At 66.7% G+C, this 24,987-nt stretch carries 18 protein-coding genes; 8 read left to right on the forward strand and 10 right to left on the reverse strand.

Annotated features, from left to right (window positions below):
* The first annotated feature begins 14 nt into the window (after positions 1-14).
* Positions 15-932: a ParB/RepB/Spo0J family partition protein gene (locus CEJ42_RS21570; RefSeq protein ID WP_079217425.1), complete on the forward strand. Its 918-nt coding sequence runs from the start codon at positions 15-17 to the stop codon at positions 930-932.
* Between the two features lie 243 nt (positions 933-1,175).
* Here the strand turns inward: CEJ42_RS21570 and CEJ42_RS21575 are convergent, their stop codons facing one another.
* Positions 1,176-2,735, reverse strand: coding sequence for a glucan biosynthesis protein G (locus tag CEJ42_RS21575; RefSeq protein WP_079219249.1), 1,560 nt, complete (start codon positions 2,733-2,735; stop codon positions 1,176-1,178).
* A gap of 244 nt (positions 2,736-2,979) precedes the next feature.
* Here CEJ42_RS21575 and bglX point away from each other — a divergent pair, with 244 nt between their 5' ends.
* The gene (gene bglX / locus CEJ42_RS21580; protein WP_088752491.1) at positions 2,980-5,331 is read left to right on the forward strand and encodes a beta-glucosidase BglX; all 2,352 of its coding nucleotides are present in this window, start codon (positions 2,980-2,982) and stop codon (positions 5,329-5,331) included.
* A 129-nt stretch (positions 5,332-5,460) separates the two neighbouring features.
* Here bglX and CEJ42_RS21585 read toward each other — a convergent pair whose 3' ends face one another.
* From CEJ42_RS21585 to CEJ42_RS21605, 5 genes are all read right to left on the reverse strand, one after another.
* The gene (locus CEJ42_RS21585) at positions 5,461-6,792 is read right to left on the reverse strand and encodes an MFS transporter (RefSeq protein WP_088752492.1); all 1,332 of its coding nucleotides are present in this window, start codon (positions 6,790-6,792) and stop codon (positions 5,461-5,463) included.
* Positions 6,793-6,892: 100 nt separating this feature from the next.
* The gene (locus tag CEJ42_RS21590; RefSeq protein ID WP_088752493.1) at positions 6,893-7,834 is read right to left on the reverse strand and encodes a hydroxymethylglutaryl-CoA lyase; all 942 of its coding nucleotides are present in this window, start codon (positions 7,832-7,834) and stop codon (positions 6,893-6,895) included.
* Positions 7,831-9,024 (reverse strand): CaiB/BaiF CoA transferase family protein, encoded by a 1,194-nt coding sequence (locus tag CEJ42_RS21595; RefSeq protein ID WP_088752494.1) that lies wholly within the window; start codon positions 9,022-9,024, stop codon positions 7,831-7,833. The genes CEJ42_RS21590 and CEJ42_RS21595 overlap by 4 nt, the downstream gene beginning before the upstream one ends.
* A 108-nt stretch (positions 9,025-9,132) precedes the next feature.
* Positions 9,133-10,086, reverse strand: coding sequence for a LysR substrate-binding domain-containing protein (locus CEJ42_RS21600; RefSeq protein WP_079217433.1), 954 nt, complete (start codon positions 10,084-10,086; stop codon positions 9,133-9,135).
* Positions 10,087-10,123: 37 nt separating this feature from the next.
* On the reverse strand, positions 10,124-11,113 hold the full coding sequence (locus CEJ42_RS21605) for a GlxA family transcriptional regulator (RefSeq protein ID WP_088752495.1): 990 nt from the start codon (positions 11,111-11,113) through the stop codon (positions 10,124-10,126).
* A 178-nt stretch (positions 11,114-11,291) separates the two neighbouring features.
* Here CEJ42_RS21605 and CEJ42_RS21610 point away from each other — a divergent pair, with 178 nt between their 5' ends.
* A complete protein-coding gene (locus CEJ42_RS21610) occupies positions 11,292-11,996 on the forward strand; it encodes a M24 family metallopeptidase (RefSeq protein WP_088752531.1) in 705 nt (234 codons plus the stop codon).
* Between the two features lie 775 nt (positions 11,997-12,771).
* On the opposite strand, the gene CEJ42_RS21615 is transcribed toward CEJ42_RS21610, so the two are convergent.
* A complete protein-coding gene (locus CEJ42_RS21615; protein WP_079217435.1) occupies positions 12,772-14,631 on the reverse strand; it encodes an ABC transporter ATP-binding protein in 1,860 nt (619 codons plus the stop codon).
* A 465-nt stretch (positions 14,632-15,096) separates the two neighbouring features.
* Between CEJ42_RS21615 and CEJ42_RS21620 the strand changes: the two genes are divergently transcribed.
* Complete coding sequence (locus tag CEJ42_RS21620) at positions 15,097-15,753, forward strand: HD domain-containing protein (protein WP_088752496.1); 657 nt, start codon at positions 15,097-15,099, stop codon at positions 15,751-15,753.
* A gap of 170 nt (positions 15,754-15,923) precedes the next feature.
* Positions 15,924-16,622, forward strand: a complete 699-nt coding sequence (locus CEJ42_RS21625) for an outer membrane protein (protein WP_088752497.1) — start codon at positions 15,924-15,926, stop codon at positions 16,620-16,622.
* Between the two features lie 6 nt (positions 16,623-16,628).
* On the opposite strand, the gene CEJ42_RS21630 is transcribed toward CEJ42_RS21625, so the two are convergent.
* Together CEJ42_RS21630 and CEJ42_RS21635 are read right to left on the reverse strand one after the other, a co-directional pair.
* Positions 16,629-18,452 carry a sensor domain-containing phosphodiesterase gene (locus tag CEJ42_RS21630; protein ID WP_088752498.1) on the reverse strand — a complete coding sequence of 608 codons (1,824 nt, stop codon included), beginning with the start codon at positions 18,450-18,452 and terminating at the stop codon, positions 16,629-16,631.
* On the reverse strand, positions 18,445-20,157 hold the full coding sequence (locus CEJ42_RS21635; RefSeq protein WP_088752499.1) for a methyl-accepting chemotaxis protein: 1,713 nt from the start codon (positions 20,155-20,157) through the stop codon (positions 18,445-18,447). Before CEJ42_RS21635 ends, CEJ42_RS21630 begins: the two co-directional genes overlap by 8 nt.
* A gap of 376 nt (positions 20,158-20,533) precedes the next feature.
* Here CEJ42_RS21635 and CEJ42_RS21640 point away from each other — a divergent pair, with 376 nt between their 5' ends.
* The 3 genes from CEJ42_RS21640 to CEJ42_RS21650 all read left to right on the forward strand — a co-directional run bounded on the left by CEJ42_RS21640 (position 20,534) and on the right by CEJ42_RS21650 (position 23,828).
* Entirely contained in the window at positions 20,534-22,315 is a 1,782-nt protein-coding gene (locus CEJ42_RS21640; RefSeq protein WP_088752500.1) for an ABC transporter ATP-binding protein/permease, read from the forward strand.
* A 177-nt stretch (positions 22,316-22,492) separates the two neighbouring features.
* Positions 22,493-23,341 (forward strand): D-amino acid aminotransferase, encoded by an 849-nt coding sequence (locus CEJ42_RS21645; protein WP_088752501.1) that lies wholly within the window; start codon positions 22,493-22,495, stop codon positions 23,339-23,341.
* Positions 23,342-23,546: 205 nt separating this feature from the next.
* Positions 23,547-23,828, forward strand: a complete 282-nt coding sequence (locus tag CEJ42_RS21650; RefSeq protein WP_088752502.1) for an HP0495 family protein — start codon at positions 23,547-23,549, stop codon at positions 23,826-23,828.
* An 86-nt stretch (positions 23,829-23,914) separates the two neighbouring features.
* On the opposite strand, the gene gcvA is transcribed toward CEJ42_RS21650, so the two are convergent.
* Complete coding sequence (gcvA, locus tag CEJ42_RS21655; protein ID WP_079217443.1) at positions 23,915-24,835, reverse strand: transcriptional regulator GcvA; 921 nt, start codon at positions 24,833-24,835, stop codon at positions 23,915-23,917.
* Positions 24,836-24,987: the final 152 nt, after the last annotated feature.

Consider the following 24,987-nt stretch of genomic DNA (forward strand, 5'->3'; position numbering starts at 1 on the left):
CATCAGGCAATCCAATGGCAACATCACTGAAAAAATCCAAGGGCCTGGGACGCGGCTTAGACGCGCTCCTCGGCGGCTCCTCCGACATCACCGAAGAGGCGCAAGCCCAGGCCGCACAGGCCGGCCTGCCCAGCGTGATGGCCGTCACCGAACTGCAGGCCGGCAAGTACCAGCCGCGCAGCCGCATGGACGAGGGCGCGCTGAACGAACTGGCGGCCTCCATCAAGGAGCAGGGTCTCTTGCAGCCCATCCTGATCCGCGCCATCGGCAACAAGAACGGTAAGGACGTCTACGAGATCATCGCCGGCGAACGCCGCTTCCGCGCCGCCAAGATCGCCGGGCTGACCGAGGTGCCGGTGCTGGTCAAGAACGTCGACGACCAGACCACCGCCGCCATGGCGCTGATCGAAAACATGCAGCGCGAGGACCTGAACCCGCTGGAAGAAGCGCAGGGCATCCATCGCCTGATCACCGACTTCGCCTTCACGCACGAACAGGCCGCGGTCGCCGTGGGCCGTTCGCGCAGCGCCGTGTCCAACCTGCTGCGCCTGCTGAACCTGGCCAAGCCGGTGCAGACCATGCTCATGGCCGGCGACATCGACATGGGCCATGCCCGCGCGCTGCTGGTGGTGGACGCCGCCACCCAGATCCAGCTGGCCAACCAGATCGTCGCCAAGCGCATGTCGGTGCGCGACGCCGAGAAGCTGGTCACCCGCGCCTCGGCCGAGCAGGCCGCCGCCAAGCCGCGCGAAGGCCGCGAAAAATCGCGCGACATCGCGCGCCTGGAAGAAGAACTGTCCGACCTGCTGGCCACGCAAGTGAGCATCAAGACCGGCGCCCGCAACAAGGGGCAACTGATCATCAACTTCAGCGACCTCGATGCGCTGGATGGGGTGATCACGCGCTTGCGCGGGGAGTCGGTGGAGTCCTGACGCGGTTCTTTCGCGATCGACAAGAACGCCGTCCGGTTTGCGCCGGACGGCGTTTTTGTTTGTGCGTCGACGGTGCGCGACGCACGACACACAGTGGATGGGCTCGAACCACCGAGGGTTCAAGTTTTCTCCGTCATGTCGTCACGGCGCAGGCCGGGATCCAGCGTCGTTGACCGACCTCAAAAAGAAAGAGGGCCGCCCCACCGGAGCAGCCCTAAAATAATGATATAAATAATTTACGAATCAGAACGAGCGCTGCACATCCGACCTCGGCGGCAGCTGGTAGCTCCAGGTCTCGGTCAGCACCTTGGGGCCGGCAATCAGCGCCGCGCGCAGTTCGGTGGCCTGCGCCACGTTCCTGATCTTCACGCGCAGCGTCAGGCGCCAGCCGTTGATGGCGGGATTGGGCTGCAGCTGGGCGTCGATCAGTTCGCCGTTGTTGGACACGCTCACCTGCGGCTGCACCTGGGTGCCGGCCGGCAGCTTGGCCAGCGCCGGGCCGGTGAAGTCGACCAGCAGGGCGGTGGTGCCGTCGAAGGCGCGGATCAGGTTGGCCTGCGTCAGTTCGCCGTCGGTATGGAAGGTCTGCTTCACCCAGCCCACTTCATCCTTCAGGATCGCCGCTTCATCCATGGTCCAGTGGATGCGATAGTCCACCGACAAGGGCGTGCCCTTGGCCGGCAGTTGCGCCGGCAGCCAGTAGGCCACGATGTTGTCGTTGGTCTCGTCGGCGGTGGGGATCTCCACCAGCTGCACCGAGCCACGGCCCCAGTCTCCCCTGGGCTCGATCCATGCGCTCGGGCGCAGGTCGTAGCGGTCCTTCAGGTCCTGGAAGTTGGCGAACTCGCGGCCGCGCTGCAGCAGGCCGAAGCCCCTGGGATTGGTCACCTCGAAGGAGCTGACTTCCACGTTCTGCGGATCGTTCAGCGGGCGCCACAGCCACTCGCCGTTGCCGGTGTGGATGGCCAGGCCGTTGGAGTCGTGGATCGCCGGACGGAAGTTGCGGCGCGACGATTGCTGGTTGGGGCCGAACAGGAACATGCTGGTCAGCGGCGCCACGCCCAGGCGTCCCACCTCGCCGCGCAGGAACACGCGCGCCTGCACATCCAGCAGCGAATCCTGGCCGGGCGTGAGCGTGAACTTGTAGGCGCCGGTGGCGCGCGGCGAGTCGAGCAGGGCGTAGAAGGTCAGCTGCTTCTCGCCGGGTTTGGGACGCTGGATCCAGAACTCGCGGAAGTTGGGAAACTCCTCGCCGCTCATCATCGCCGTGTCGATCGCCAGCCCGCGCGCCGACAGGCCATAGACCTGGCCTTTGCCGATCACGCGGAAGTAGCTCGCGCCCAGCACGCTCATGACCTCATCTTCCTTGTCGGCGCGGTTGACCGGATACACCACGCGAAAGCCTGCATAACCCAGGCGCGAGGTGCTTTCCTTGTCGAAATGCAGGTCGCCGAAATCGAAGCGGTCGGTGCTGTAGCCGACTTCCTGCACGCGGCCGTCGATGATCTCGTGGATCAGCACCGGCGCGTTGAACTGCATGCCCTGGTGATAGAAGGCCAGCTTGAACGGCGTCTTCTGGTCGCGCCATTCGAACTTCTCGCTCCTGGGCTGGATCTTCATGTAGTCGGCGAACTGCATGCCCGAAAACACCGGCGGCAGGTTGCTGGCCGGCTTCTGGTACGGCTGGTCGGCCAGGGCCTTGGCGCGCGCCGTGGCCTGTTCCAGCGAGAAACTCTGCTGCGCCTGGGCCGATGCCGCCAGCAGGGCGGCCGTCAGCAGCAGGGCGCTGCGCAAAGGGGACATCTTCAGCATGTTGGCAATCACTCATCTCTCCACATAGTCGCGGCGCCCACAGGCGCCGCAAGCCGCTTGCCATGCCGGCAAGCATCAAAACAGAATAATATAGCGAACCGTAAAGGCACCGGCGCGTCATAGAACAAGCATCAATCGCGCCACGCATTGCGCCGCCGCCCACAGGCGCCACCGGCCGCCGCTTTCTTTATGAGGGCGTGCCGCCGCCAAAGTTTAGAAAAAGAGAGGAATTTACGTGTCCAACAAGCCCACCGAAAGGCCGGCCGCCCGCGCGCGCCGCCAACGACCGCGTCATGCCCTGGCCCTGAGCGCGCTGGCGTGCGCCGCCGCCTTGCTGGCGCCGCCCGCGTGGTCACAGGCCAATGCGGCCTTGCTCGGCGACAAGACCGCCTTCATCGACGACCTGATGCGCCAGATGACGGTCGACGAAAAAATCGGCCAGCTGCGCCTGGTCAGCATCGGCCCCGACATGCCGGCCAAGAAGCTGGCCGAGGAGTTCGCCGCCGGCCGCGTCGGCGGCACCTTCAATTCGGTCACCCGCAAGGACAATCGCCCGCTGCAGGAAGGCGCCATGCGCTCGCGCCTGAAGATCCCGGTGTTCTTCGCCTACGACATCATCCACGGCCATCGCACCACCTTCCCGATCGGCCTGGGCCTGGCCTCGAGCTGGGACCTGGACGTGGTCGCCCGGGCCATGCGCGTGTCGGCCAAGGAAGCCGCCGCTGACGGCATCGACATGACCTTCGCGCCGATGGTCGACATCAGCCGCGACCCGCGCTGGGGCCGCACCTCCGAAGGCTTCGGCGAAGATCCCTACCTGGTCTCGCGCATCGCCGAGGTCTCGGTGCGCGCGTTGCAGGGCGAGACCAAGCCGATCGCCGCCGACCGTGTGATGGCCAGCGTCAAGCACTTCGCGCTGTATGGCGCCGTTGAAGGCGGGCGCGACTACAACGTGGTCAACATGGACCCGCAGCGCATGTACAACGACTACCTGCCGCCGTATCGCGCCGCCATCGACGCCGGCGCCGGCGCGGTGATGGTGGCGCTGAACTCCATCAACGGCGCACCCGCCACCTCCAACACCTGGCTGCTGCAGGACCTGTTGCGCAAGGAGTGGGGCTTCAAGGGCCTGACCGTGAGCGACCACGGCGCCATCACCGAGCTGGTGAATCACGGCGTGGCGCAAAACGAAAGCGAAGCCGCACGCCTGTCGATCAAGGCCGGCACCGACATGAGCATGGCCGACCAGGTCTACATCAGCCAGCTGCCCGGGCTGCTGAAGTCGGGCAAGGTCTCGCAGCAGGAACTGGACAACGCGGTGCGCGAGATCCTCGGCGCCAAGTACGACCTGGGCCTGTTCAAGGATCCCTACGCGCGCATCGGCCACGAGTCGGGTGATCCTGCGGATGTGAACGCCGAGAGCCGCCTGCATCGCACCGATGCGCGCGCGGTGGCGCAGCAGTCCATGGTGCTGCTGGAGAACCGCAACGGCGCGCTGCCGCTGAAGAAGAACGCGCGCATCGCGCTGGTCGGTCCGCTGGCCGATTCGCACCTCGACATGCTGGGCAGCTGGTCCGGCGCCGGCGTGAACAAGCAGACCGTCACCGTGAAGCAGGGCCTGGAGCAGGCGCTGCAAGGCGGCAAGCTGAGCTACGCGCGCGGCGCCAACATCACCGAAGACAAGCACATCGTCGACTACCTCAACTTCCTCAACTGGGACGACCCGGAGGTGGTGCAGGACAAGCGCAGCCCGCAAGCCATGATCGACGAGGCGGTCAAGGCCGCGCGCAATGCCGACGTGGTGGTGGCCGCGGTGGGCGAGTCGCGCGGCATGTCGCATGAGTCCTCCAGCCGCACCCAGCTGACGCTGCCTGAGAGCCAGCAGGCGCTGCTGAAGGCCTTGAAGGCCACCGGCAAGCCGCTGGTGCTGGTGCTGATGAACGGTCGTCCGCTGGACCTGAACTGGGCGCGCGAGAACGCTTCCGCGATCCTGGAGACCTGGTACACCGGCACCGAAGGCGGCCATGCGATTGCCGACATCCTGTTCGGCGAGGTCAACCCGTCCGGCAAGCTGCCGATTACCTTCCCGCGTTCGGTGGGGCAGATCCCGGCCTACTACAACCATGCGCGCCTGGGCCGTCCGTTCACCGAAGGCAAGCCCGGCAACTACACCTCGCAGTACTTTGAAGAACCCAACGGCCCGCTGTACCCGTTCGGCTATGGCCTCAGCTACACCGAGTTCAGCCTGTCGGACGTGACGGTCTCGCAGCCGACGATGAAGGCCGACGGCCGCGTCGACGCCACCGTGACGGTGAAGAACACCGGCCGCCGCGCCGGCGCCACCGTAGTGCAGCTTTATATCCGTGACCAGGCCGCTTCCGTCGTGCGTCCGGTCAAGGAACTCAAGGACTTCCGCAAGGTGATGCTGCAGCCGGGCGAGCAGAAGGAAGTGCGCTTCACCATCGACCGCCGCGCACTGAGCTTCTACAACGCCAAGCTGGAGTACGTGGCCGAGCCGGGCGAGTTCCAGGTGCAGGTGGGACTGGATTCCAAGGATGTGAAGACGGCGTCGTTCACGCTGGAGTGAGAGGGGATTGCCGGCGTCGTTCAGCGCGATCCGCCGGAATAAGAAAGGGCGCACCGCACGGTGCGCCCTTTATTTTTATCCACTGCAAAAATTGTATAAACAATTATTCACGCAAGATCTCCCGCGCCTTCACTCCTTCTCGCGCAAGCTCGCCGGCATCGCGAACATCAGCAACAGCATGCACAGGATGGTCATGCCGCCGATCGCATACAACGCCGGCGTGGTGCTGCCGGTGACGTCGCGGATGCGGCCCACCATCACCGGGCTGACGATGCCGCCCAGCTGACCCAGCGTGTTGATCAGCGCGATGCCGGCCGCCGCGCCGGCGCCCGTCACCAGCTTGGGCGGCAGCGCCCAGAACGCCGGGATCGAAGCGACCACGCCCGCGCCCATCACGCCCAGCGCCGCGATCAGCAGCGCGGTCTGCTTCTCGAATATGCCGGCGGCGAAGAAGCCGATGGTGGCCAGCGCCAGCAGGCCGATGACGAAGCGGCGGCGCTCGCCGCGCGCATCCGACAGGCGGCCCACCACGATCATGGCGATGGCACCGCAGATGTAGGGCACCGCGGTCAGCAGGCCGATGATGGTCGGGTTCTGGGTGCCGGCGGTGCGGATCAGGTGCGGCGCCCAGAAGTTCAGCCCGTAGGACGCGACCTGGATCAGGAAGTACACCAGGCCCAGCATCAGGAAGCCTGGCGTTTTGATCGCCGACAGCAGCGAGTGGCCGCGCTCATGGCGCGCCGGCGAAGAGACATGCGCCGACAGCGTCTGCTGCTCGGCCGGCGAAAGCCAGTGCGCGTCCTCGATGCGGTCCTTCAGCTGGCGCAGCACCACCAGGCCCAGCAGGATGCAGGGCAGGCCGCCCAGCATGAACAGCCAGTGCCAGCCGCGGATGCCCATCACACCTTCCAGGTGGCCCAGGATCATGCCCGAGACCGGCGCGCCGATCAGGCCGGCGAAGGCCGAGGCCAGGAACAGCATGGAGGTGATGCGGCCGCGATGGCTGTTGGGGAACCACAGCGTCAGGTAGTACAGCACGCCGGGCGCGAAGCCGGCCTCCATGGCGCCGATGATGAAGCGCAATCCGTAGAACTGCCACTCGCTGGTGACGAACACCATGGCCGCCGTCGCCAGCCCCCAGGAGATCATGATGCGCGCGATCCAGCGGCGCGCGCCGACCTTGTAGAGGAACATGTTGCTGGGCACTTCGAACAGCACATAGCCCACCACGAACAGGCTCGCGCCCAGGCCGTAGGCGGTGTCGGACAGGCCGAGGTCGCCCTGCAGCTGGAACTTGGCGAAGCTGATGTTGATGCGGTCGAAGAAGGCGAACAGGTAGCAGATCATGATCAGCGGCATGATGTGCCAGGTGGCGCGGCGCACGATGGCGCCGACGTCCGAGGACGGCGCTTGTGCGGCGGTGGATTGGCGCGGCAGATCCGCGGCGGCGTGGGTGCTCATCTTGCTTGTCTCCTTGTTGAAATTGACGGCGTAAGGACGGCTTGCCGGCGCGCGCTGGGCGCGGCCGGTGATCTTCTCTTCTTGTTGTGATGCGTGGCTGTCAGGCGGCCTGCAACGCGGCCGGGACGGGATGCAGGTCGCAGTTGCGCCCCGCCTTCGCCACCTGGCCCGGCACTTCATGTCCCAGCAATGCCGGCAGCCGGCGCGACATGGCGATCAGGTGTGGCAGGTCGATGCCGGTGTCGATGCCGACCTCGTCGCACAGGTTCACCAGGTCCTCGGTGCAGATGTTGCCGGAGGCGCCGGGCGCGAACGGGCAGCCGCCCAGTCCGCCCAGCGCGGCGTCGAAGCGGCGCGCGCCGGCCTCATACGCGGCCAGCACGTTGACCAGTCCCAGCCCGCGCGTATTGTGGAAATGCAGCGTGAGGGCACAGGCCGGCAGCAGCGCGAGCGCGCGCGTGACGATGCGCCTGACCTGCACCGGGTTGGCCATGCCGGTGGTGTCGGCCAGCGTCACGTTGGGAATGCCCAGCGCGAGGTAATGCGCGACGATCTCCAGCACGCGGTCTTCATCTATCCTGCCCTCGAACGGACACCCGAAGGTGGTAGCCACCGTGGCATTGAGCGAGACCGGATGCTGCGCGGCGAAGGCGACGATCTCGCCGAAGCCCGCCAGCGAAGCCTCGCAGCTCATGCGCATGTTGGCGCGATTGTGGGTCTGGCTGGCCGACATCACCAGGTTGATCTCATCGGCGCCGGCGGCAATGGCGCGCTGCGCGCCTTTCAGGTTGGGAACCAGCGCGACGTAGGTCACGCCCACGCGGCGGGCGATGCCGCGAAACACGTCCTCGCCGTCGCGCAGCGCCGGGATGGCCTTGGGCGAGACGAAGGAGCCGGCTTCGATGCGCGTGAAGCCGGCTTGCGACAAGCCGTCCACTAGCGCTATCTTGTCGGTCGTCGCGACCCAGGTCGGTTCGATCTGCAGGCCGTCGCGCGGTGCGACCTCCTGCACGATCAGGCGATCGGAATGGCTGGCGTTCATTGCACCACCCCCTGTTCGCGCAGGCGTGCGATCTCGTTGTCGTCAAAGCCCAGTCCGGCCAGGATCTCGCCGGTGTGCTGGCCCAGCGGCGGGCCTTGCCAGCGCACTTCGCCCGGCGTGTCGGAGAGCTTGGGCACGATGCCCGGCATCTTCACTTCCACGCCGTCGGGCAGGCGCGCCGCGAGGATCATGTCGCGCGCCTGGTAGTGCGGATCGGCCACGATGTCGGCCACCGAATAGATGCGACCGGACGGCACGCCGGCCTGCTCCAGCGCATCGAGCACCTCGGCGATGGTGTGCGCCGAGGTCCAGCCGGCAATCGCCGCGTCCAGCAGCGCCACCTGTTGCACGCGGCCGTCGTTGTGCTCCAGCGCCGGATCGTCGGCCAGGTCGGCGCGGCCGATGGTGTGCATCAGGCGCTTGAAGATGGGGTTGCTGTTGCCGGCGATGACGACGAAGCTGCCGTCGCGCGTCGGATAGGTATTGGAGGGCGCGATGCCGGGCAGGGCGCCGCCGCTGCGCTCGCGCACGTGGCCCAGCAGGTCGTATTCGGGCACGGTGCTTTCCATCAGGTTGAACACACTCTCCACCAGCGAAACGTCGACCACCTGGCCTTCGCCCTGGCCGGTCTTCACGCGCAACAGCGACATCAGCGCACCGATCACGCCGTGCAGCGAGGCCAGCGAGTCGCCCAGGCTCACGCCGGCGCGCGCCGGCACGCCGTCGGGCTCGCCGGTGGTGTAGCGCATGCCGCCCATGGCCTCGCCGATGGCGCCAAAGCCGGGTCGATCCTTGTACGGGCCGGTCTGGCCGTAACCCGAGATGCGCACCAGCGTCAGCTTCGGGTTCAGCGCATGCAGCACGTCCCAGCCCAGGCCGATGTTTTCCAGCGCGCCGGGTTTCATGTTCTCGATCAGCACATCGGCTTCGGCCGCGAGGCGGCCGATCAGGGCGATGCCCTCGGCCGACTTCAGGTTCACCGACAGCGATTTCTTGTTGCGCGACTGCAGGTACCACCACAGCGAGGTGCCCTCGTGCAGCTTGCGCCATTTGCGGATGGGATCCCCGTGCACCGGGGCTTCGATCTTGATCACTTCCGCGCCGAACTCGGCCATCATGCGCGCGGCGAACGGCGCGGCGATGAGGGTGCCGATTTCGATGACGCGGATGCCTTTGAGAGGTCCACTCATCTTTGTCTCCTTCTTCCTGTCACGGCAGGATAGAAAAAGACGGCGGAGAACGTCCAACCGCATTTCGGCAAGCAGCGTTCGCGGTTGGCGAACGCTCGCATGCTGCCGCTATTTGCGGGCGCGGGGTTTGCGCGCGGAGGGCGCCGGCGTGGCGCGCTCTTCGGCGCCGCGCAGGAAATCGAACAGCGCGCGCGACACCGGCGAGAGCGCGTCGGCATGGCGCACCACGATGCGCAGCTCGCGGTGCGCCCAGGGCTCGTCGATGGCCACCGCCGCCAGGCCGAGCGGCCGGCCGATCGCCTCGAACACCCCGGCCGGGATCACGCCCAGCCCCATGCCGGCCTGCGCCATGCGGCACACGGCGTCGAAGCCGGGCACGTGGATGCGCATCTTCAGCGGCTTGCCCGAGCTGCGCGCGGCGAGATGGGTGCGCTGGTTGATGGAGCTGTCGGCATGCAGGCCGACGTGGTCGTAATCCAGCGACTCTTCGAAGGACACATGCTTCCTGCGCGCCAGCGGATGCGATGCGCCCATCACCAGCACCACATGGTCGCGCCGGTAGAGTTCGGTCTGCAGGTCGCCGGTGTCGGCCTCGCCGGAGCAGATGCCCAGGTCCGCCCAACCGTCGGCCACGCCCTTGACCACGCTGCCGCTGGGGCGCTCTTCGAGGTCGAGCTTGACCTGCTCGTGCAGGCGCGAGAACAGCATCAGGTCTTCCGGCAGGAACTCCACGATGGCCGACAGGTTGGCCACCATGCGCACGTAGCCGCGCACGCCCTGCGCATGCTCGGCCAGCTCGTGGCCGATCGCATCCACCGACAGCAGCACGCGCCGCGCGTGCGAGAACAGCGTCTCGCCGGCGGCGGTCAGTTCCATGCCGCGCGCGTGGCGCACGAACAGCGGCATGCCGATCGCCTCTTCCAGCTCCACCAGCCGCTTGCTGGCGGCCGAGACCGCGATCGCCTCGCGCGCCGCCGCGCGGGTGAGCGTGCCTTCCTCCTGCACCGCGGCGAACAGGCGCAGCGTGGTCAGGTCGAGCTTGCGGGCGAGGTTGTTGAGCATGGTGATGTATGCCGTGGTGTCGGGTGGGCCTAGCTTATCAGGATGAGGGCTCGGACGGCGCGGCGCAGAAGCTGTCGCGGTATTGCTGCGCGCTGGTACCCAGTCGTTTCTGGAACACCTGGCGCAGGTGGCCGGCGTCGCGAAAACCGCAGCGCATGGCCACGCTCTTGAGCGGCAGCGCGGAGCGTTCCAGCATGGAGCGCGCGGCGTCGACGCGGGCGCGCTCGATGAACTCGGCCGGCGTCATCTGCGCATTGCGGGCGAACACGCGCGCGAAGTTGCGCGGACTGGTCGCCGTCAGCTGCGCCAGCGTGTCCACCGTCAGCCGCTCGTCGAGATGCGCCAGCACGTATTGCTGCACGCGGCCCACCAGCGAGGTCTCTTCCGCGTAGGGTGTGAGGTAGGGGCTGAATTGCGACTGCCCGCCGCTGCGCTGCATGAACACCACCAGCCGCTTGGCCACGTTGAGCGCGACTTCCTGGCCCGCGTCCTGCGCCAGCAGTGCCAGCGACAGGTCGATGCCGGCGGTCACGCCGGCCGAGGTCCAGAGCTTGCCGTCGCGCAGCCAGATGCGGTCGGCCTCCAGCCTGATATGCGGAAATTGCTGCGCCAGCGCGGCGGCGTCATCCCAATGCGTGGTGACGCGCTTGCCGTCCAGCAGCCCCGCGCGCGCCAGCAGGAAGGCGCCGTTGCAGATCGAGCCGAAGCGCACCGAGGCCGCGGCCTGGCGCTGCAGCCACGCGCCCAGCGCAGCGTCCGGCGCCTGCTTGACCAGCACCGGGCCGCCGGCCACCAGCAGCAGGTCGGCCGCGTCTTCGGTTTGGCTGAAATGACGGTGCGCGGTGATGAGCATGCCGTTGGAACAGGCGAGGGCGCCGTTCTCCCCGGGCGCGCCCGCACCGATCACCTGCAGGCGGTAATGCGCCTGCGGCAGCAGGAAGCGGTTGGCTTCGGCGAACACGTCGAGGGGGCCGGACACGTCCAGCGATTGCACGCCGGGAAAGGCCAGCAGAGATACCGTGGGCATGGTGGGCGAGGACTCCGGGAGGCATGCGATGGCGCAGATCATACGCTTCCTGGGCGCGCCTGCCGGGGCTGGCAGGATTCGGCTTCACGCTGGCAGGAATCGTCTCCATGCGGCGCTGGCCGGCGTGCGCGCGGCTTCCGATAATGACGGCATCCCTTCAACGATCCAGGAGCCCGTCATGCAAGGCGCACCCGCCAGCCGGCAACAGCAACTCGAACAGGCCGAACGCGTCGGCCCCGCCTTTTCCGTGGACGGCATGCTGGCCGCACGCAACGGCACGCGCCGCGCGATTGCCGAGATCGCCGCGCGGGTGCGGCCGGGCATGGTGGAAGAAGACGCGGTGGAAATGGCCAAGGGCGTATTGCGCGACGCCGGGCTTGCTCTGTCGTGGCATCCGACGCGGGTGCGCTTCGGGCGCAATACGGTCAAGCCCATGCGCCTGGCGTCGGAGCCCGGGATCGTGCTGGGCGAGAACGATATCTTCTTCATCGACATCGCGCCGCGCATGGATGCGTTCGAAGGCGATGGCGGGGCGTCGTTCGTGGTGGGCAAGCACGATGAGTATGAACGGTGCGCGGCCGATGCCGAGGCCTTGTTCCATGAGTTGCGCGGGATCTGGGCGCGCGACGGCTTGACCGGGCGCCAGCTCTACGAGCATGGCAAGCAGTGGGCGCTGGCGCGGGGCTGGGTGTTGAATTTCGATTTGCCGGGGCATCGGGTTTCTGACTTTCCGCATGCGGCGATTCATACAGGATCGCTGGCTGAGTTTGATGGTGCGCCGTTGCCGGTGCGATGGATATTGGAGATTCATTTGCGGCATCCTTCGGAGGCGTTTGGGGCGTTTTTTGAGGATATGTTGCTGGGGGATTCTTTCTTTGGTTGAGGGGTGATGTTGGTTGTTGTTGGTGGTGGTGGTGGTGGTGGTGGGTAGTCTGGTCTTGCTGCGTGTCGGTGTACCGGCTCTGTGCTTATCTTTCTCCGGTCGGAAGGGAGCGCCGGGGGCGGCCCGGCAGCCGCTCACTTTTCTTGCTCCGCCAAGAAAAGTAAGCAAAAGAAGGCGGCCCCTAAGATCCAGCCCCTGCGGGGTTCCCGCCGGAGCGCGCTGAAAAATGGGCAAGACAGAGTCGCTTCGCTCGACTGTCTTGCTGATCCATTTTTCAGCGCGCTCCGGCGGCTGGCTCCCAAGGGGAAATCGTTACCGGCTCGCCTGCGGCATCGCGGGGCTTGCTGCTCGCCTTCGGCTTCGGGGGCGTGGGGCGCTGTTTTTCGTTTCTTCTTCTTCTTCTTCTTCTTCTTCTTCTTCTCGTCTATTGCACATGGACGCGTACGCACCGTCTTCATCACTCCGCCGATTGCCGATCTCATCCGCGAGGTTGCGCCCCACTGCGATATCGATGCGCAGGCTCGCTATCCAATTTAATCCGTCATCCCGGCGAAGGCCGGGATCCAGTGTCGTTCGTCGCGTCCCACGGAAGCCGTTCGGACTGAGTCGCCGCAACGCGGCGTATCGAAGTCGGCGCGCATGCCGCCGCATCGGACAAATCTGTCCACAGCCCCCGGCAAGACGAACCCCGAAACCTTCTCTTATCCACACCCATTCACGCGCGCAAAAAAAAGCCCCGTCAACCGACGGGGCTCTTCTGCCAACCACTCAACGCTCAGGCCACAGCCTCGGCCGGCTCATCATCTTCCTCGCCCAGGAACCCGCCGCTCTGGTGTGCCCAAAGGCGCGCGTACAGGCCGTTGGCGGCCAGCAGTTCGCTGTGCGTGCCTTGTTCGATGATGCGGCCCTGGTCGAGCACGATCAGGCGGTCCATCGCGGCGATGGTGGAGAGGCGGTGCGCGATGGCCACGACCGTCTTGCCTTCCATCAGCTTGTACAGGCTGGTCTGGATCGCGGCTTCGACTTCCGAGTCCAGCGCGCTGGTGGCTTCGTCCAGCAGCAGGATGGGCGCGTCCTTCAACATCACGCGGGCAATCGCGATGCGCTGGCGCTGGCCGCCGGAGAGCTTCACGCCGCGTTCGCCGACGTGGGCGTCGTAGCCGGTGCGGCCCTTGGCGTCGGCCAGGCTGCCGATGAAGCCGTGCGCTTCGGCGCGTTCGGCGGCGTGGACCATCTCGGCGTCGCCGGCGTCGGGACGGCCGTAGAGGATGTTGTCGCGCACCGAGCGGTGCAGCAGCGACGTGTCCTGCGTGACCATGCCGATCTGCGCGCGCAGGCTGTCCTGCGTGACGTGGGCGATGTCCTGGCCGTCGATCAGGATGCGGCCGCCCTCGATGTCGTAGAAGCGCAGCAGCAGGTTGACGATGGTCGACTTGCCGGCGCCGGAGCGGCCCACCAGGCCGATCTTCTCGCCGGGACGCATCACCAGGTTCAACTTGTCCACCACCGGGCGCGGCGAGGCGCCGCCGTAGCTGAAGCTGACGTTCTCGAAACGCAGCTCGCCGTCCTTCACCTTCAGCGGCTGCGCGTCGTCGGCGTCCTTCACGTCGTGCGCGCGCGAGAGCGTGTTGATGCCGTCCTGCACCGTGCCCACGTGTTCGAACAGCGCCGACATTTCCCACATCACCCAGTGCGCGATGCCGTTCAGGCGCAGCGCCATGGCGGTGCCGGCGGCGACCGCGCCGATGCCCACGCGGCCCTCGGTCCACAGGTACAGCGACACGCCGGTGGTGCCGATGATCAGGATCATGTTCAGCGCGTGGTTGACGATCTCGAAGCCCGACACCAGGCGCATCTGGCGGTTCACCGTGGTGAGGAATTCGCGCATGGCGCTGCGCGCATAGTCGGCCTCGCGGCCGGCGTGCGAGAACAGCTTCACGGTGGCGATGTTGGTGTAGGCGTCGGTGATGCGGCCGGTCATCAGCGAGCGCGCGTCGGCCTGGTTGCGCGCCACCTTGGACAGGCGCGGCACGAAGTAGCGCATGGCCAGCGCGAAGGCGCCCAGCCAGACGAAGAAGGGCACCAGCATCAGGACGTCGAAGCCGCCCACCACGCCGATCAGCGTGATGAAGTAGATGCCGATGAAGACCAGGATGTCGCCCACGATCATGCAGAAGTCGCGCACCGCCAATGCGGTCTGCATCACCTTGGTGGCGACCCGGCCGGCGAACTCGTTCTGGTAGAAGCTCATGCTCTGGCTGAGCATCAGCCGATGGAAATTCCAGCGCAGCAGCATGGGGAAATTGCCGGCCAGGGTCTGGTGCTTGTACAGCGTCTGCAGCGCGATCAGCAGCGGGCTGCCGGCCAGCACCAGCGTCAGCCACAGCAACGTATGGCCTTCCTGCGACCACAGCTGCGACGGTTCGACCTTGGCCAGCCAGTCGACGATGCGGCCCATCATGGCGAACAACAGCGCCTCGAACACGCCGATGATGGCCGTCATCAGCGTCATGGCGGCAATGTAGGGGCGCACGCCCTTGGTACAGGACCAGATGAAGTGCGCGAAGCCGCGCGGCGGCGGCATCGGGTGCGATTCCGGATAGGGGTGAACCAGTTTTTCAAACCAGGCGAACATGCAAACTCCACAAAAAACCGGCGGCGACGGGGGCGCCGATGCCCGTGCGGGAACGGGACAGTCGGCGGCGGGGCCGCGCGGGCGTCAGTTTCTATCGTGCGCGCCGGAGGACTGAGCCGGACGGGATGACCGGTGCGCGTATTCATGATGCGGCCGGCGGACCGGTGCGATTAGGAGATCGCTATCATGGTCCATGGGCCTGGCCGGCAACGAAGCAAAAGCTCTTCTTGTACCCCGGCCGGCGCTTGCCGTGCCGAAGGCGTGATGAAGAGGAGATGAAGCAGAATCATCTCATATCGGGCGCTGTCCTGTGTGCCGGGCGGCTGAAAAACACTTGTCGGCAAATCCGAATTGTCGGGCTGGCATCATGTCGGCCGGCGCAATCGTCATACGCCCGGCGCGCCATCGTATCCAATCGCCGGCGCGGGTTTGCGGCATACTGCCGTGCCTGTTACCGGATCGCCCATGGACATCTCCCGCCACCTCGCCGCCTTCTCCCCCTTCGAAGCGCTCGCCGCCGAACTGCTGCCGCACGTCATGGACGACGCCGGCGACGGTTCGCACGACATCTCGCACCTGGTGCGCGTGTGGAACAACGTGCGCCGCCTGCAGGCGCAGGAGGGCGGCGACCTGCGCCTGCTGCTGGCGGCGGTCCTGTTGCACGATTGCGTCCGGGTGGAAAAGAATTCGCCGCTGCGCAGCCAGGCCTCGACGCTCTCCGGGCGACAGGCGGCCGGCATATTGCAGGCATTGGGGTGGAGCGCGGAACAGGCCGCCGAGGTCGCCCACGCGGTCGAGGCGCACAGCTTCTCGGCGGCGATTGCGCCGCGTTCGCCGGAGGCGAAAATCCTGCAGGACGCCGACCGCCTGGATGCCATCGGCGCCATCGGCGTGGCGCGCTGCTTCTACACCGCGGGGCGCATGGGTTCGTCGCTGTACGACGCGGCCGACCCGCAAGCCGCCGGTCGCGCGCTGGATGACCGCCGCTACGCGCTCGATCATTTCCCGGCCAAGCTGTTCAGGTTGTCAGAGGGATTCCAGACCGCCGCCGGCGCGGCGATGGCCCGGGCGAGGGAAGAGACGATGCGGCGCTTCGTCAGCGAGATGCTCGGCGAGCTCTAAGCCGTTTCTCGCAATTGAGGGAGGGCGCGCTCCATTGTTGTTTGGGTCGCCTTGCTTCAATCGTCGATTTTTTTCTGAATCTGCCGAGAGTCGCCGTCACGCCAGTTTATTCACACCGCCACCGGCCAATAATTCCTGCCTTCGATTTTCCCCACCAAGAAAGGCAGAACATGAAACACATCGGTCCGGTCGCGCTGGCGATCTTCTTCATCGCCGGCGCCGCAGGCGCGCAGGAGACGTCGAACGATTATTACGTCGCGGCGCGCATGCAGAACGCGCATCAGGAAATCTCCGGCCAGCAGCGCTATAGTCCGCGCGCGCAGGGCATCACGCGCGATCCCGACAGCACCGACAGGCTCAGCGGATCGCTGGCCCTGGGCCGGCAACTGCCCGGCGGCTGGCGCCTGGAGGCGGAATATGCGGCGCCGGTGAATTCCAGCTTCGACACCCAGTGGCGCTTCCGGAACCCGGCCAACGGCTTCGTCGGCGCCAGCCGCAACGTGATCGAAACGCGCTCGCAGCGCCTCATGTTCAACGTCTACAAGGACTTCGCGCTGAGCCAGCGCTTCAGCCTCTATGGCGGCCTGGGCCTGGGCTGGTCGCGCATCGAGGCCGAAGGCTATCAGAATGCGACCACCCGCCGCTTCGGCAGCGAGAGCCGCAACAACCTGGCCTGGAGCGCCACCGCCGGCGTCGACTACCGGCTCGACAAGACATTCACGCTGGGCATGGGTTACCGCTACGTGGACCTGGGCCAATACCGGACCGGCCGCAACAATTTCACCAACGCCGCCAACCAGCGCGATGAGCAGCATGGCGGCCGCCTGAAGGAGCAGAACCTGTTCGCCGAACTGCGCGCAGGCTTCTGAGGCGCGTTACTGCAGCATCGTGGTCGCCGCGCTGCGCACATGGCTGGCGAAGGCGGCGGGAGCCAGCGGGCGGGCCAGGTAATAACCCTGGGCTTCGTCCACGCCCCAGTCGCGGATCATCTGCAGCGTCTGCGCGGTTTCCACGCCCTCGGCCACGATGCGGTAGTCCAGCTCCTTGGCCAGCGCGATCAACGACTGCACGATGCGGCGGTCGCGCGGGCTGACGTCGAGGTTGCGGATCAGCGACTGGTCGATCTTGACCACCGACGCCGGCACTTGCTGCAGGTAGGCGAAGTTGCTGTAGCCGGTGCCGAAGTCGTCCAGCGCCAGGCCCATGCCCAGCGCGCGGATCTCGTGCAGCATCTTCAGCACCGCCGGGCTTTGCATCCACAGCCCTTCGGTGCATTCGATCTCCACCATGGCCGGCGCGATGTCGGCCTCGATGCAGGCGCGTTCCAGGCGTTTGACGATGTCGCCTTCCTCGAAGTTGGGCGCCGACAGGTTGATCGCCAGCTTCAGGTGCATGCCTTCGCCGCGCCACGCGGCCATCTGTTTCAGCGCCGCCGTGATCACCCAGTCCGACACCGGACGGATCAGCGCGGTGCGCTCCACCAGCGGGATGAACTCGGCCGGCGAGATCGCGCCGAGCTCGCGGTGCTGCCAGCGCAGCAGCGCTTCGGCGCCGTGGTAGGCGTCGGTCTTGAGGTCCAGTTTTGGCTGGTAGGCCAGCTGGAAACCGTGCTCCGATTGGATCGCCTCCGGGATGTCGTTGAGCAGGCGGAAGCTGCGCTGGTGGCGCACGTCGGCATCGGCGTCATAGTCGGCCCAGCGGCGCTGCCGCGTGAAGGCTTCGTGCAAGGCCGCCACGGCCTTGCGCGGCGCGTCCAGCAGGGCTTCGCGCTGCGCTTCCACGCGTACGATGCCGCCGTAGCTGGGCAGGTTCAGCGGCAGCGTCATGCTGTGCACCGGCTGTTCCAGCGCCGGCGTCAGCTCGCGCAGCTGCTGCGCGAAATCGCGCTCATGCCCTTCATGCGAGAGCAGCGCGAAACGCGCATCGGTGACGTGATAGACGTCGGCGCGGCCGGCCGTCATCTGCTGCAGCCGCGCACCGACGTTGCGCACCAGGTCGTCGTAGACGCGCATGCCCAGCACGCTGGCGATCTCGAAGGCGGTGTTGGCGTCCGGCATGTCGATGTAGGCCAGCGTGCGCGGACCGGGCGTGGCCGCGGTATCGTCGTCCGCCGCGCGCAGGCGCGCCAGCGCCTCCAGGTCTTCCTGCAGCTGGTATTTGTTGGGCATGCCGGTCAGCGCGTCGACGCGGCCCACCGCGCGCCGCAGCAGCATCTGCGACATCGCCAGCGCGGCCAGTTGCTGCAGTTGCCTGCGCTGGGCCGGGGTGAAGCTGCGCGCTTCGGTGGCCGTGACGCACAGCGCGCCGATGGCGTGGCCGTCCGGCGTGATCAGCGGCGCGCCGGCGTAGAAGCGGATGTGCGGCGCGCCGGTCACCATCGGGTTGTCGGCGAAACGCGGGTCGGCGGCCGCGTCTTCCACCACCATCACCGCGCGCTGGGCCACGGTGTAGTGACAGAACGACTGCTCGCGCGAAGGCGCACACATGTCGGGGCCGCTTTGCGACTTGACCCACTGGCGCTCGGCATCGATCAGCGACACATACGCGCCGGTGACGCCGAAGATGCCGGCGCACAGGCGGGTGATGTTGTCCAGGTCTTCCGAGGCGCCGCTGTCGAGCAGGTGCAGGGAATGCAGCGCCGCCAGGCGCTGCAGTTCTTCTTCCGGTACGGCGAGGGCGTGTGCGTTCGCCTCAGCCATATGCGCGCTCCCTGGCGCTCACACCCAGGGCCGGCGCCGGATTGACGTCGACACTGCGCAGCGGCAGCACGTTGGATGGCGCGGCGGCCATCGGCGCAAGGGCCGAGGGCGGCTCCAGCTGGAACACGCCCACCGCGTGGTTCAGGTTGACCGCCTGGTCCTGCAGCGTAGCCACGGCGGCGCTGGCCTGTTCCACCAGCGCGGCGTTGTGCTGGGTGACCTGGTCCATCAGCGCGATCGCCTTGTGCACTTCCTCGATGCCCAGGCTCTGCTCGTGGCTGGCGGCGGAGATCTCGCCCATCACGTCGGTCACGTGCTGCACGCTGGTGACGATCTGCTGCATGGTGCTGCCGGCCTGCTCGACCAGCTTGGTGCCGTTCTCGACGTTGTCCACCGAGGTGTCGATGAGCTGTTTCACTTCCTTGGCGGCGGCTGAGCTGCGCTGCGCGAGGTTGCGCACTTCGGTGGCGACCACGGCGAAGCCGCGGCCCTGTTCGCCGGCGCGCGCCGCCTCCACCGCCGCGTTCAGCGCCAGAATATTGGTCTGGAAGGCGATGCCGTCGATCACGCTGATGATGTCCACGATCTTGCGCGACGAGTCGTTGATGGCGGCCATGGTGTCGACCACCTCGGCCACGATGGCGCCGCCCTGCTTGGCGATGTCGGAGGCGTTGTGCGCCAGCTGGTTGGCCTGGCGCGCGTTGGCGTCGTTCTGCTTGACGGTGGCGGTGAGCTGCTCCATGGCCGAGGCGGTTTCTTCCAGCGAGGCGGCCTGGTCTTCGGTGCGGGCCGACAGGTCGGTGTTGCCGGCGGCGATCTGGGCGCTGATGGTGGCCACGCCGGCGGCGGCGTCGCGCACTTCGGTGACGGTGGCGCGCAGGTTGCCGCTCATCTCGGAGAGCGCGGCCATGATGCTCACGCGCTCGCCGCCGTCGTTCCTGCGCAGCGCCACCTCGTGGTACAGCTCGCCGCGGTCGACCGCCAACGCCAGCTGCTTGACGTCGTCAGGCTCGGCGCCCAGCGCGCGGCGAATCGAGCGGGTGATCAGCGTGGCCAGCACGACGCCGGCCACCAGCGCGGCGGCCAGCAGCGCCAGCATGAAGGCCTGGAAGCCGTGCGCCACCGCGCGCGCCTTGGCCGACTCGGCCTGGCTCATGCTCTCCTGCAGGTCGATGAACTGGTTGATCGCGGCCAGCCACTCGGTGAAGGCGGGCTTGGCCTGGGTGAGCATCATCTGGCGCGCGCCGTCGATGTCGCCGGCGTTGCGGGCGGCGATGATCCTGGCCGCCAGCGGCATGGCGCGCGCTTCGATGGCCTTGATCCGTTCCAGGTCGGCGCGTTCTTCGGCGCGCACCTGCTTGCCGCGTTCGCCGGCGAAGATCGCGTCCAGCGGCTTGGCCGATTGCTGGTAGTCGGCATCGAGCTTGTTGATCTGGGCCAGTACGTCCTTCACCTCGGCGTCGCCCACCAGGGTCAGGTCGCGCAGGGCGATGGCGCGGTCGTGCACGCTGCCGCGGAAGTTGATGGCGTAGCGCTGCTTGACGTTGTTGTCTTCGCTGACGGTAGTCAGGCTGCCTTCGATGGAATTGACCTTGGAGATGCTGAGCACCGTCAGCACCAGCATCATCGCCAACACCAGCGCGAAACTCAGCGCCAGCCTGGCCGCCACGCTCAATGTGGCGCGTTGTTCGGTTACGGCATTCATGTTCTTGTGCTCCCTGAAGTGATTGGTCTGCCGTTGCCGGCGTATATCGCTGGTGAAAATATGTCGCTGGTGAAACCGGGTGTCGGTGCCGCCGATTATTGCCGCCGCCATCAGGGCCGCCAACTATACGGAGGTATTACCCGCACTCGCTTTCGGATGAATTGATGAGCTGCAACAACGCGCAGATGAGGTACGGAGTTCCCGAAGCCAATGGGCGACGGCGATTGAATGTTTTGATCGCCGCGATAGACGGGACCGGTACAGCGGCTCGCTTCTTGCCGCGCGCGAAAGCCGGGGCCCGGGCGCGCCGCCCGTTAAGTCTGGCTTAAGTCTGCGGCGGCAAGCTGGACGGCAAACAACATCGCAGGACTACGCCATGAAAGCCGTCAGCACTTCGTCAGCCACCGCGCCGCCAGCCGTGCAGGCCAGCCGCGCCGAGATCTGGGGCCTGATCAGGCCGTTCTGGTTTTCCGAGCAGAAGTGGAAGGCGCTGGCGCTCCTGGCGGCGATCCTCGCGCTCAACCTCGGCATGGTCTACATCAACGTGCGGCTGAACTCCTGGAACCGCGACCTGTACGACGTGCTCCAGGCGCGCAACTATCCGCAGTTCAAGTCGCTGCTGTGGCAGTTCTCCGGGCTGGCCTTCGTCTTCATCGCGGTGGCCATCTACCGCGTCTACCTGACGCAGGCGCTGCAGATCCGCTGGCGCTACTGGATGAGCGAGCGCTACATGGACAAGTGGCTCGCGCACCGCGCCTACTACCGCATCGAACAGGGCCAGCAGGGGCGGCTGTCGGACAACCCCGACCAGCGCATCGCCGAAGACCTGCATTCGCTCACCTCCGACACCTTGTCGCTGGTGCTGGGCTTCATCTCCAGCAGCGTCACGCTGTTCTCCTTCGTGCATATCCTGTGGGCGGTCAGCGGACCGCTGTCGTTCGCCGCGCTCGGCCAGTCGTGGACCATCCCCGGCTACATGGTGTGGTTCGCCGTGGTGTACGCGGCGGTGGGCTCGGGCATCGTGTGGTGGATCGGCAAGCCGCTGGTGGGCCTGAACTTCAACCAGGAGCGTTTCGAGGCCAACTACCGGTTCGGCCTGATCCGCGTGCGCGAGCACTCGGAGGCGGTGGCGCTGTATCGCGGCGAGGCGCAGGAGCGTGCGCAGCTGGGCGCGCGCCTGGACGACATCCGCGCCAACTGGTGGGACATCATGCGCCTGACCAAGAAGCTCAACATCGCCGTCAATTTCTACGGCCAGTTCGCGATCATCTTCCCGATGCTGGTGTCGGCGCCGCGCTATTTTTCGGGCGCCATCACGCTGGGCGTGATGATGCAGATCGCCGACGCCTTCGGCCAGGAGCAGGATTCGCTGTCGTGGTTCATCAACGCCTTTTCCACCCTGGCCGGATGGAAGGCCAGCATCAACCGCCTGGCCGGTTTCAACGCCGACGTCGAGCGCGCCGCCGGCATGGCGCGCACCATCGAGGTCAGGCGCCACGCCGGCAGCGCCCTGACCATCGAGGGCCTGCAGCTGTCGCTGCCGGACGGCGCGCTGATGCTGCGCGGGCTCGATGCGCGGGTGGAGTCGGGCGAGCAGGTGCTGATCAGCGGCCCGTCCGGCAGCGGCAAGTCGACGCTGATCCGCGCCATCGCCGACGTCTGGCCGTACGGACGCGGCAGCATCGGCCTGCCGGAAGGGGCGCCGGCGATGTTCCTGCCGCAGCGCAGCTACCTGCCCATCGGCACGCTGCGCGCCGCGCTGTCGTACCCGGCCGCCGAAGGCAGCTTCGATGACGCCGCGATCGCGCGCTATCTCGCGCTGTGCCGCCTGCCGCAACTGGCGGACCGGCTGGATGTGGCGGCCAACTGGAGCCAGGCGCTGTCGCCGGGCGAGCAGCAGCGGCTGGCCTTCGTGCGGGTGTTCCTGAACCGGCCGCAATGGCTGTTCCTGGACGAGGCCAGCAGCGCCATGGACGGCGAGACCGAGGAAGCGCTCTACGCCGCCTTGCCGCGCGAGCTGCCGGGCGTGACGGTGATCAGCATCGCCCACCGCGAGACGCTGGCGCGCTTCCACGGCGTGCGCTGGAAGTTCGTGCCGGTCGCCGACGGCGAGGGCTGCCGCGTGGAGGCGTCCTCCCTGCGGGCGGTGACGGCATAGCACGCGCCTTCCGCTCTTTGGCCGGCGGCGGGATAATGGGAGTGGATTGAACCGCGCAAGCGCACAGGCGCAATACCGTTTTTGCATAACCTCGCGTCTGCGCGCATGTGAGAATCTTTGAGTGGCGGCAAGAGATCCGCTCCGTTTTCCCCATTCCCGCAACCTGGAAAAACCACCATGAACGATCCCATCGTCTACCTGAACGGCGAACTCACGCCCCTGTCCGAAGCCCGCGTGCCGGTGCTGGACCGGGGTTTCATCTTCGGTGACGGCATCTACGAAGTGATCCCGATGTATGGCCGCAAGGCCTTCCGCGGCGCGCAGCACCTGGCGCGACTGTTCCGCAGCCTCGCCAGCATCGGTATTCCAAATCCGCATAACGAGGGCGGGTGGCTGGCCCTGATCGACCGCGTGGTGCAGGCCAACGGCCTGGACGACCAGATGATCTACCTGCAGGTCACCCGCGGCGTGGCCAAGCGCGCCCACGCCTTCCCCAAGGAAGTGGTGCCGACCGTGCTGATCATGACCAATCCGATGGTGCTGCCGCCGGCCTCGGCCATCGAGAACGGCGTGCCCTGCGTGACGCTGGAAGACCGCCGCTGGCTGAACTGCCAGATCAAGTCGACTTCGCTGCTGGGCAACGTGCTGGCGGCGCAGTTCGCGGCCGAGCACAACGTCACCGAAGCGATCCAGTTCCGCGACGGCCTGCTGTCGGAAGCCTCGTCTTCCAACGTGTGGGTGGTCAAGGACGGCAAGATCTCGGCGCCGCCCAAGGACAACCTGATCCTGGAAGGCATCCGCTACGGCCTGATGGAAGAGCTGTGCGCCGAGCAGGGCATCGCCTTCGAGGCGCGCCGCATCCCGCGCGAGGAAGTGTTCGCCGCCGACGAGCTGATCATCTCCTCGGCCAGCAAGGAAGTGCTGCCGGTGGTGACGCTGGACGACAAGCCGGTCGGCAACGGTCGTCCCGGCCCGGTGTTCGCCAAGGTCTACGCCGCCTACCAGGCCGCCAAGGCGCGCCTGTAAGCCTGGTCCGGCTGTCTGGCAAGCTGTCCGTGCATGGGCCGCCGGGTGCGGCCCATGTGCGTTTTTGGCCGCTGCGCGGGCGGCTTGGCGTACAATGCGCTATCCCCCAACCGCACAACCCCATCCGCTTGAAGCCGGCCGTTTCATCCCCATCTGGGTGCATTGAAAACGGAGCGACCGGCGGATAACGCCATCGCCTATTGCCATGTCCATGCCTACTATCTCCGCCGAAGAATCCCTCATCGAGTATCCGAGCGACTTCCCGATCAAGGTGGTCGGGATCATGCGCGATGAATTCGCCCAGACCATCGTCGAGCTGGTGGTCGAGCACGACCCGGAATTCCACGCCGGCAAGATCGAGATGCGCCCGTCCTCGCAGGGCAAGTACCTGTCGCTGACGCTGACCATCCGCGCCACCAGCCGCACCCAGCTGGACAACCTGTACCGCGCGCTGTCTTCGCACGAGCTGGTGAAGTTCGTGCTCTGATCTTCGCCGCCCAAAAGAAACCCGGCGCAGCCGCAAGGCGCGCCGGGTTTTTGTTTGCCCGGACGAAACGCCGGCTCCGGCCCGGCTTAGCCCGGCCAGCCCGAAGTCTCGCGAAACAGCTTCATTTCCTTGAAGATCCATTTCCTGAACGCTGCGATGGCCGGCTTTTCCTGGCCCTCCGGCAGGGTCACGAAGTAATAGGCCTCGTCGGCCTTCAGCGCCACGTCGAACAGGCGCACCAGCTCGCCGGCGGCGATCTCCTGCGAGGCGATCATGTGCCGCGACAGCGCGACGCCGGCGCCGTCGGCAGCCTGGCGCAGGGTCAGCGAGGAATCCTCGATCACCAGGCCGCCGCTGGGTTCGGCCAGTTCCAGCCCGGCCAGCTTCAGCCACGGCTGCCAGGATTCGCGCTGGTCCATGCGCAGCAGCGTGCATTGCGCCAGGTCGGCGGGTTTGGAGAGTTTCTTGCCGCGCTGGCCGCGGTAGGCGGGGGCGGCCACCGGGTAGTAGTAGTCGTCGGTCAGCTTTTCGGTGACCACGCCGCTGTAGTTGCCGCGCCCGAAGCGCAGGCCGACATCGACGCCGTCCAGCCGCAGGTCGGACAGGTGGCTGCCCGATTGCAGCACTACCTCGACGTCGGGATGGGCATCGATGAACTTCCACAGCCGCGGCGCCAGCCAGCGTGAGGCGAACGAGGGCGTGCTCGAGATCACCAGCCGCTGCTGCCGGTTCAGGCTGCGCAGGTGCTCGGCCGCCAGCGCGATCTCGCTGAGCGACTTGCGGATGGTGGCGGCGAAGCGCTGCCCGGTCTCGGTCACCGAGATGCGCTTGCCGTGGCGGATGAACAGCTGCAGGCCCAGCTCCTCCTCCAGCGCGCGCACCTGGTGGCTGATGGCGCCGGGCGTGACGTGGATCTCTTCGGCCGCGCGCGAGAAGCATTCATAGCGGGCGGCGGCGTCGAAGGCGCGCAATGCGGCCAGGTTGGGCAGCTTTCTGAGGTCGGCCATGGCGTGCTCCTTGTGAATTCCATTCGCAAAGAAACCGAATATATATCGTTTTGTCGCCGGTGTGGTCCTGCCTACAATGGCTCCAATCCAACGAATTTCCGTGCAATCCCTTCCAAAAGCCGCGCCGGCACCGGCATCGCGGCAGGGGAGCG

This window comes from Herbaspirillum robiniae, from assembly GCF_002213415.1.
Lineage (GTDB): Bacteria > Pseudomonadota > Gammaproteobacteria > Burkholderiales > Burkholderiaceae_D > Herbaspirillum > Herbaspirillum robiniae.

Excerpts from the sequence above, each read along its gene's own strand:
- CEJ42_RS21625 (WP_088752497.1), top strand. The coding sequence starts at position 15,924 with ATGAAACACATCGGTCCGGTCGCGCTGGCGATCTTCTTCATCGCCGGC.
- CEJ42_RS21635 (WP_088752499.1), bottom strand. The coding sequence starts at position 20,157 with ATGAATGCCGTAACCGAACAACGCGCCACATTGAGCGTGGCGGCCAGG.
- CEJ42_RS21620 (WP_088752496.1), top strand. The coding sequence starts at position 15,097 with ATGGACATCTCCCGCCACCTCGCCGCCTTCTCCCCCTTCGAAGCGCTC.
- CEJ42_RS21610 (WP_088752531.1), top strand. The coding sequence starts at position 11,292 with ATGCAAGGCGCACCCGCCAGCCGGCAACAGCAACTCGAACAGGCCGAA.
- CEJ42_RS21585 (WP_088752492.1), bottom strand. The coding sequence starts at position 6,792 with ATGAGCACCCACGCCGCCGCGGATCTGCCGCGCCAATCCACCGCCGCA.
- gcvA (WP_079217443.1), bottom strand. The coding sequence starts at position 24,835 with ATGGCCGACCTCAGAAAGCTGCCCAACCTGGCCGCATTGCGCGCCTTC.
- CEJ42_RS21575 (WP_079219249.1), bottom strand. The coding sequence starts at position 2,735 with ATGTCCCCTTTGCGCAGCGCCCTGCTGCTGACGGCCGCCCTGCTGGCG.
- CEJ42_RS21640 (WP_088752500.1), top strand. The coding sequence starts at position 20,534 with ATGAAAGCCGTCAGCACTTCGTCAGCCACCGCGCCGCCAGCCGTGCAG.
- CEJ42_RS21615 (WP_079217435.1), bottom strand. The coding sequence starts at position 14,631 with ATGTTCGCCTGGTTTGAAAAACTGGTTCACCCCTATCCGGAATCGCAC.
- CEJ42_RS21600 (WP_079217433.1), bottom strand. The coding sequence starts at position 10,086 with ATGCTCAACAACCTCGCCCGCAAGCTCGACCTGACCACGCTGCGCCTG.
- CEJ42_RS21630 (WP_088752498.1), bottom strand. The coding sequence starts at position 18,452 with ATGGCTGAGGCGAACGCACACGCCCTCGCCGTACCGGAAGAAGAACTG.
- CEJ42_RS21605 (WP_088752495.1), bottom strand. The coding sequence starts at position 11,113 with ATGCCCACGGTATCTCTGCTGGCCTTTCCCGGCGTGCAATCGCTGGAC.
- CEJ42_RS21645 (WP_088752501.1), top strand. The coding sequence starts at position 22,493 with ATGAACGATCCCATCGTCTACCTGAACGGCGAACTCACGCCCCTGTCC.
- CEJ42_RS21595 (WP_088752494.1), bottom strand. The coding sequence starts at position 9,024 with ATGAGTGGACCTCTCAAAGGCATCCGCGTCATCGAAATCGGCACCCTC.
- CEJ42_RS21650 (WP_088752502.1), top strand. The coding sequence starts at position 23,547 with ATGTCCATGCCTACTATCTCCGCCGAAGAATCCCTCATCGAGTATCCG.
- CEJ42_RS21590 (WP_088752493.1), bottom strand. The coding sequence starts at position 7,834 with ATGAACGCCAGCCATTCCGATCGCCTGATCGTGCAGGAGGTCGCACCG.
- CEJ42_RS21570 (WP_079217425.1), top strand. The coding sequence starts at position 15 with ATGGCAACATCACTGAAAAAATCCAAGGGCCTGGGACGCGGCTTAGAC.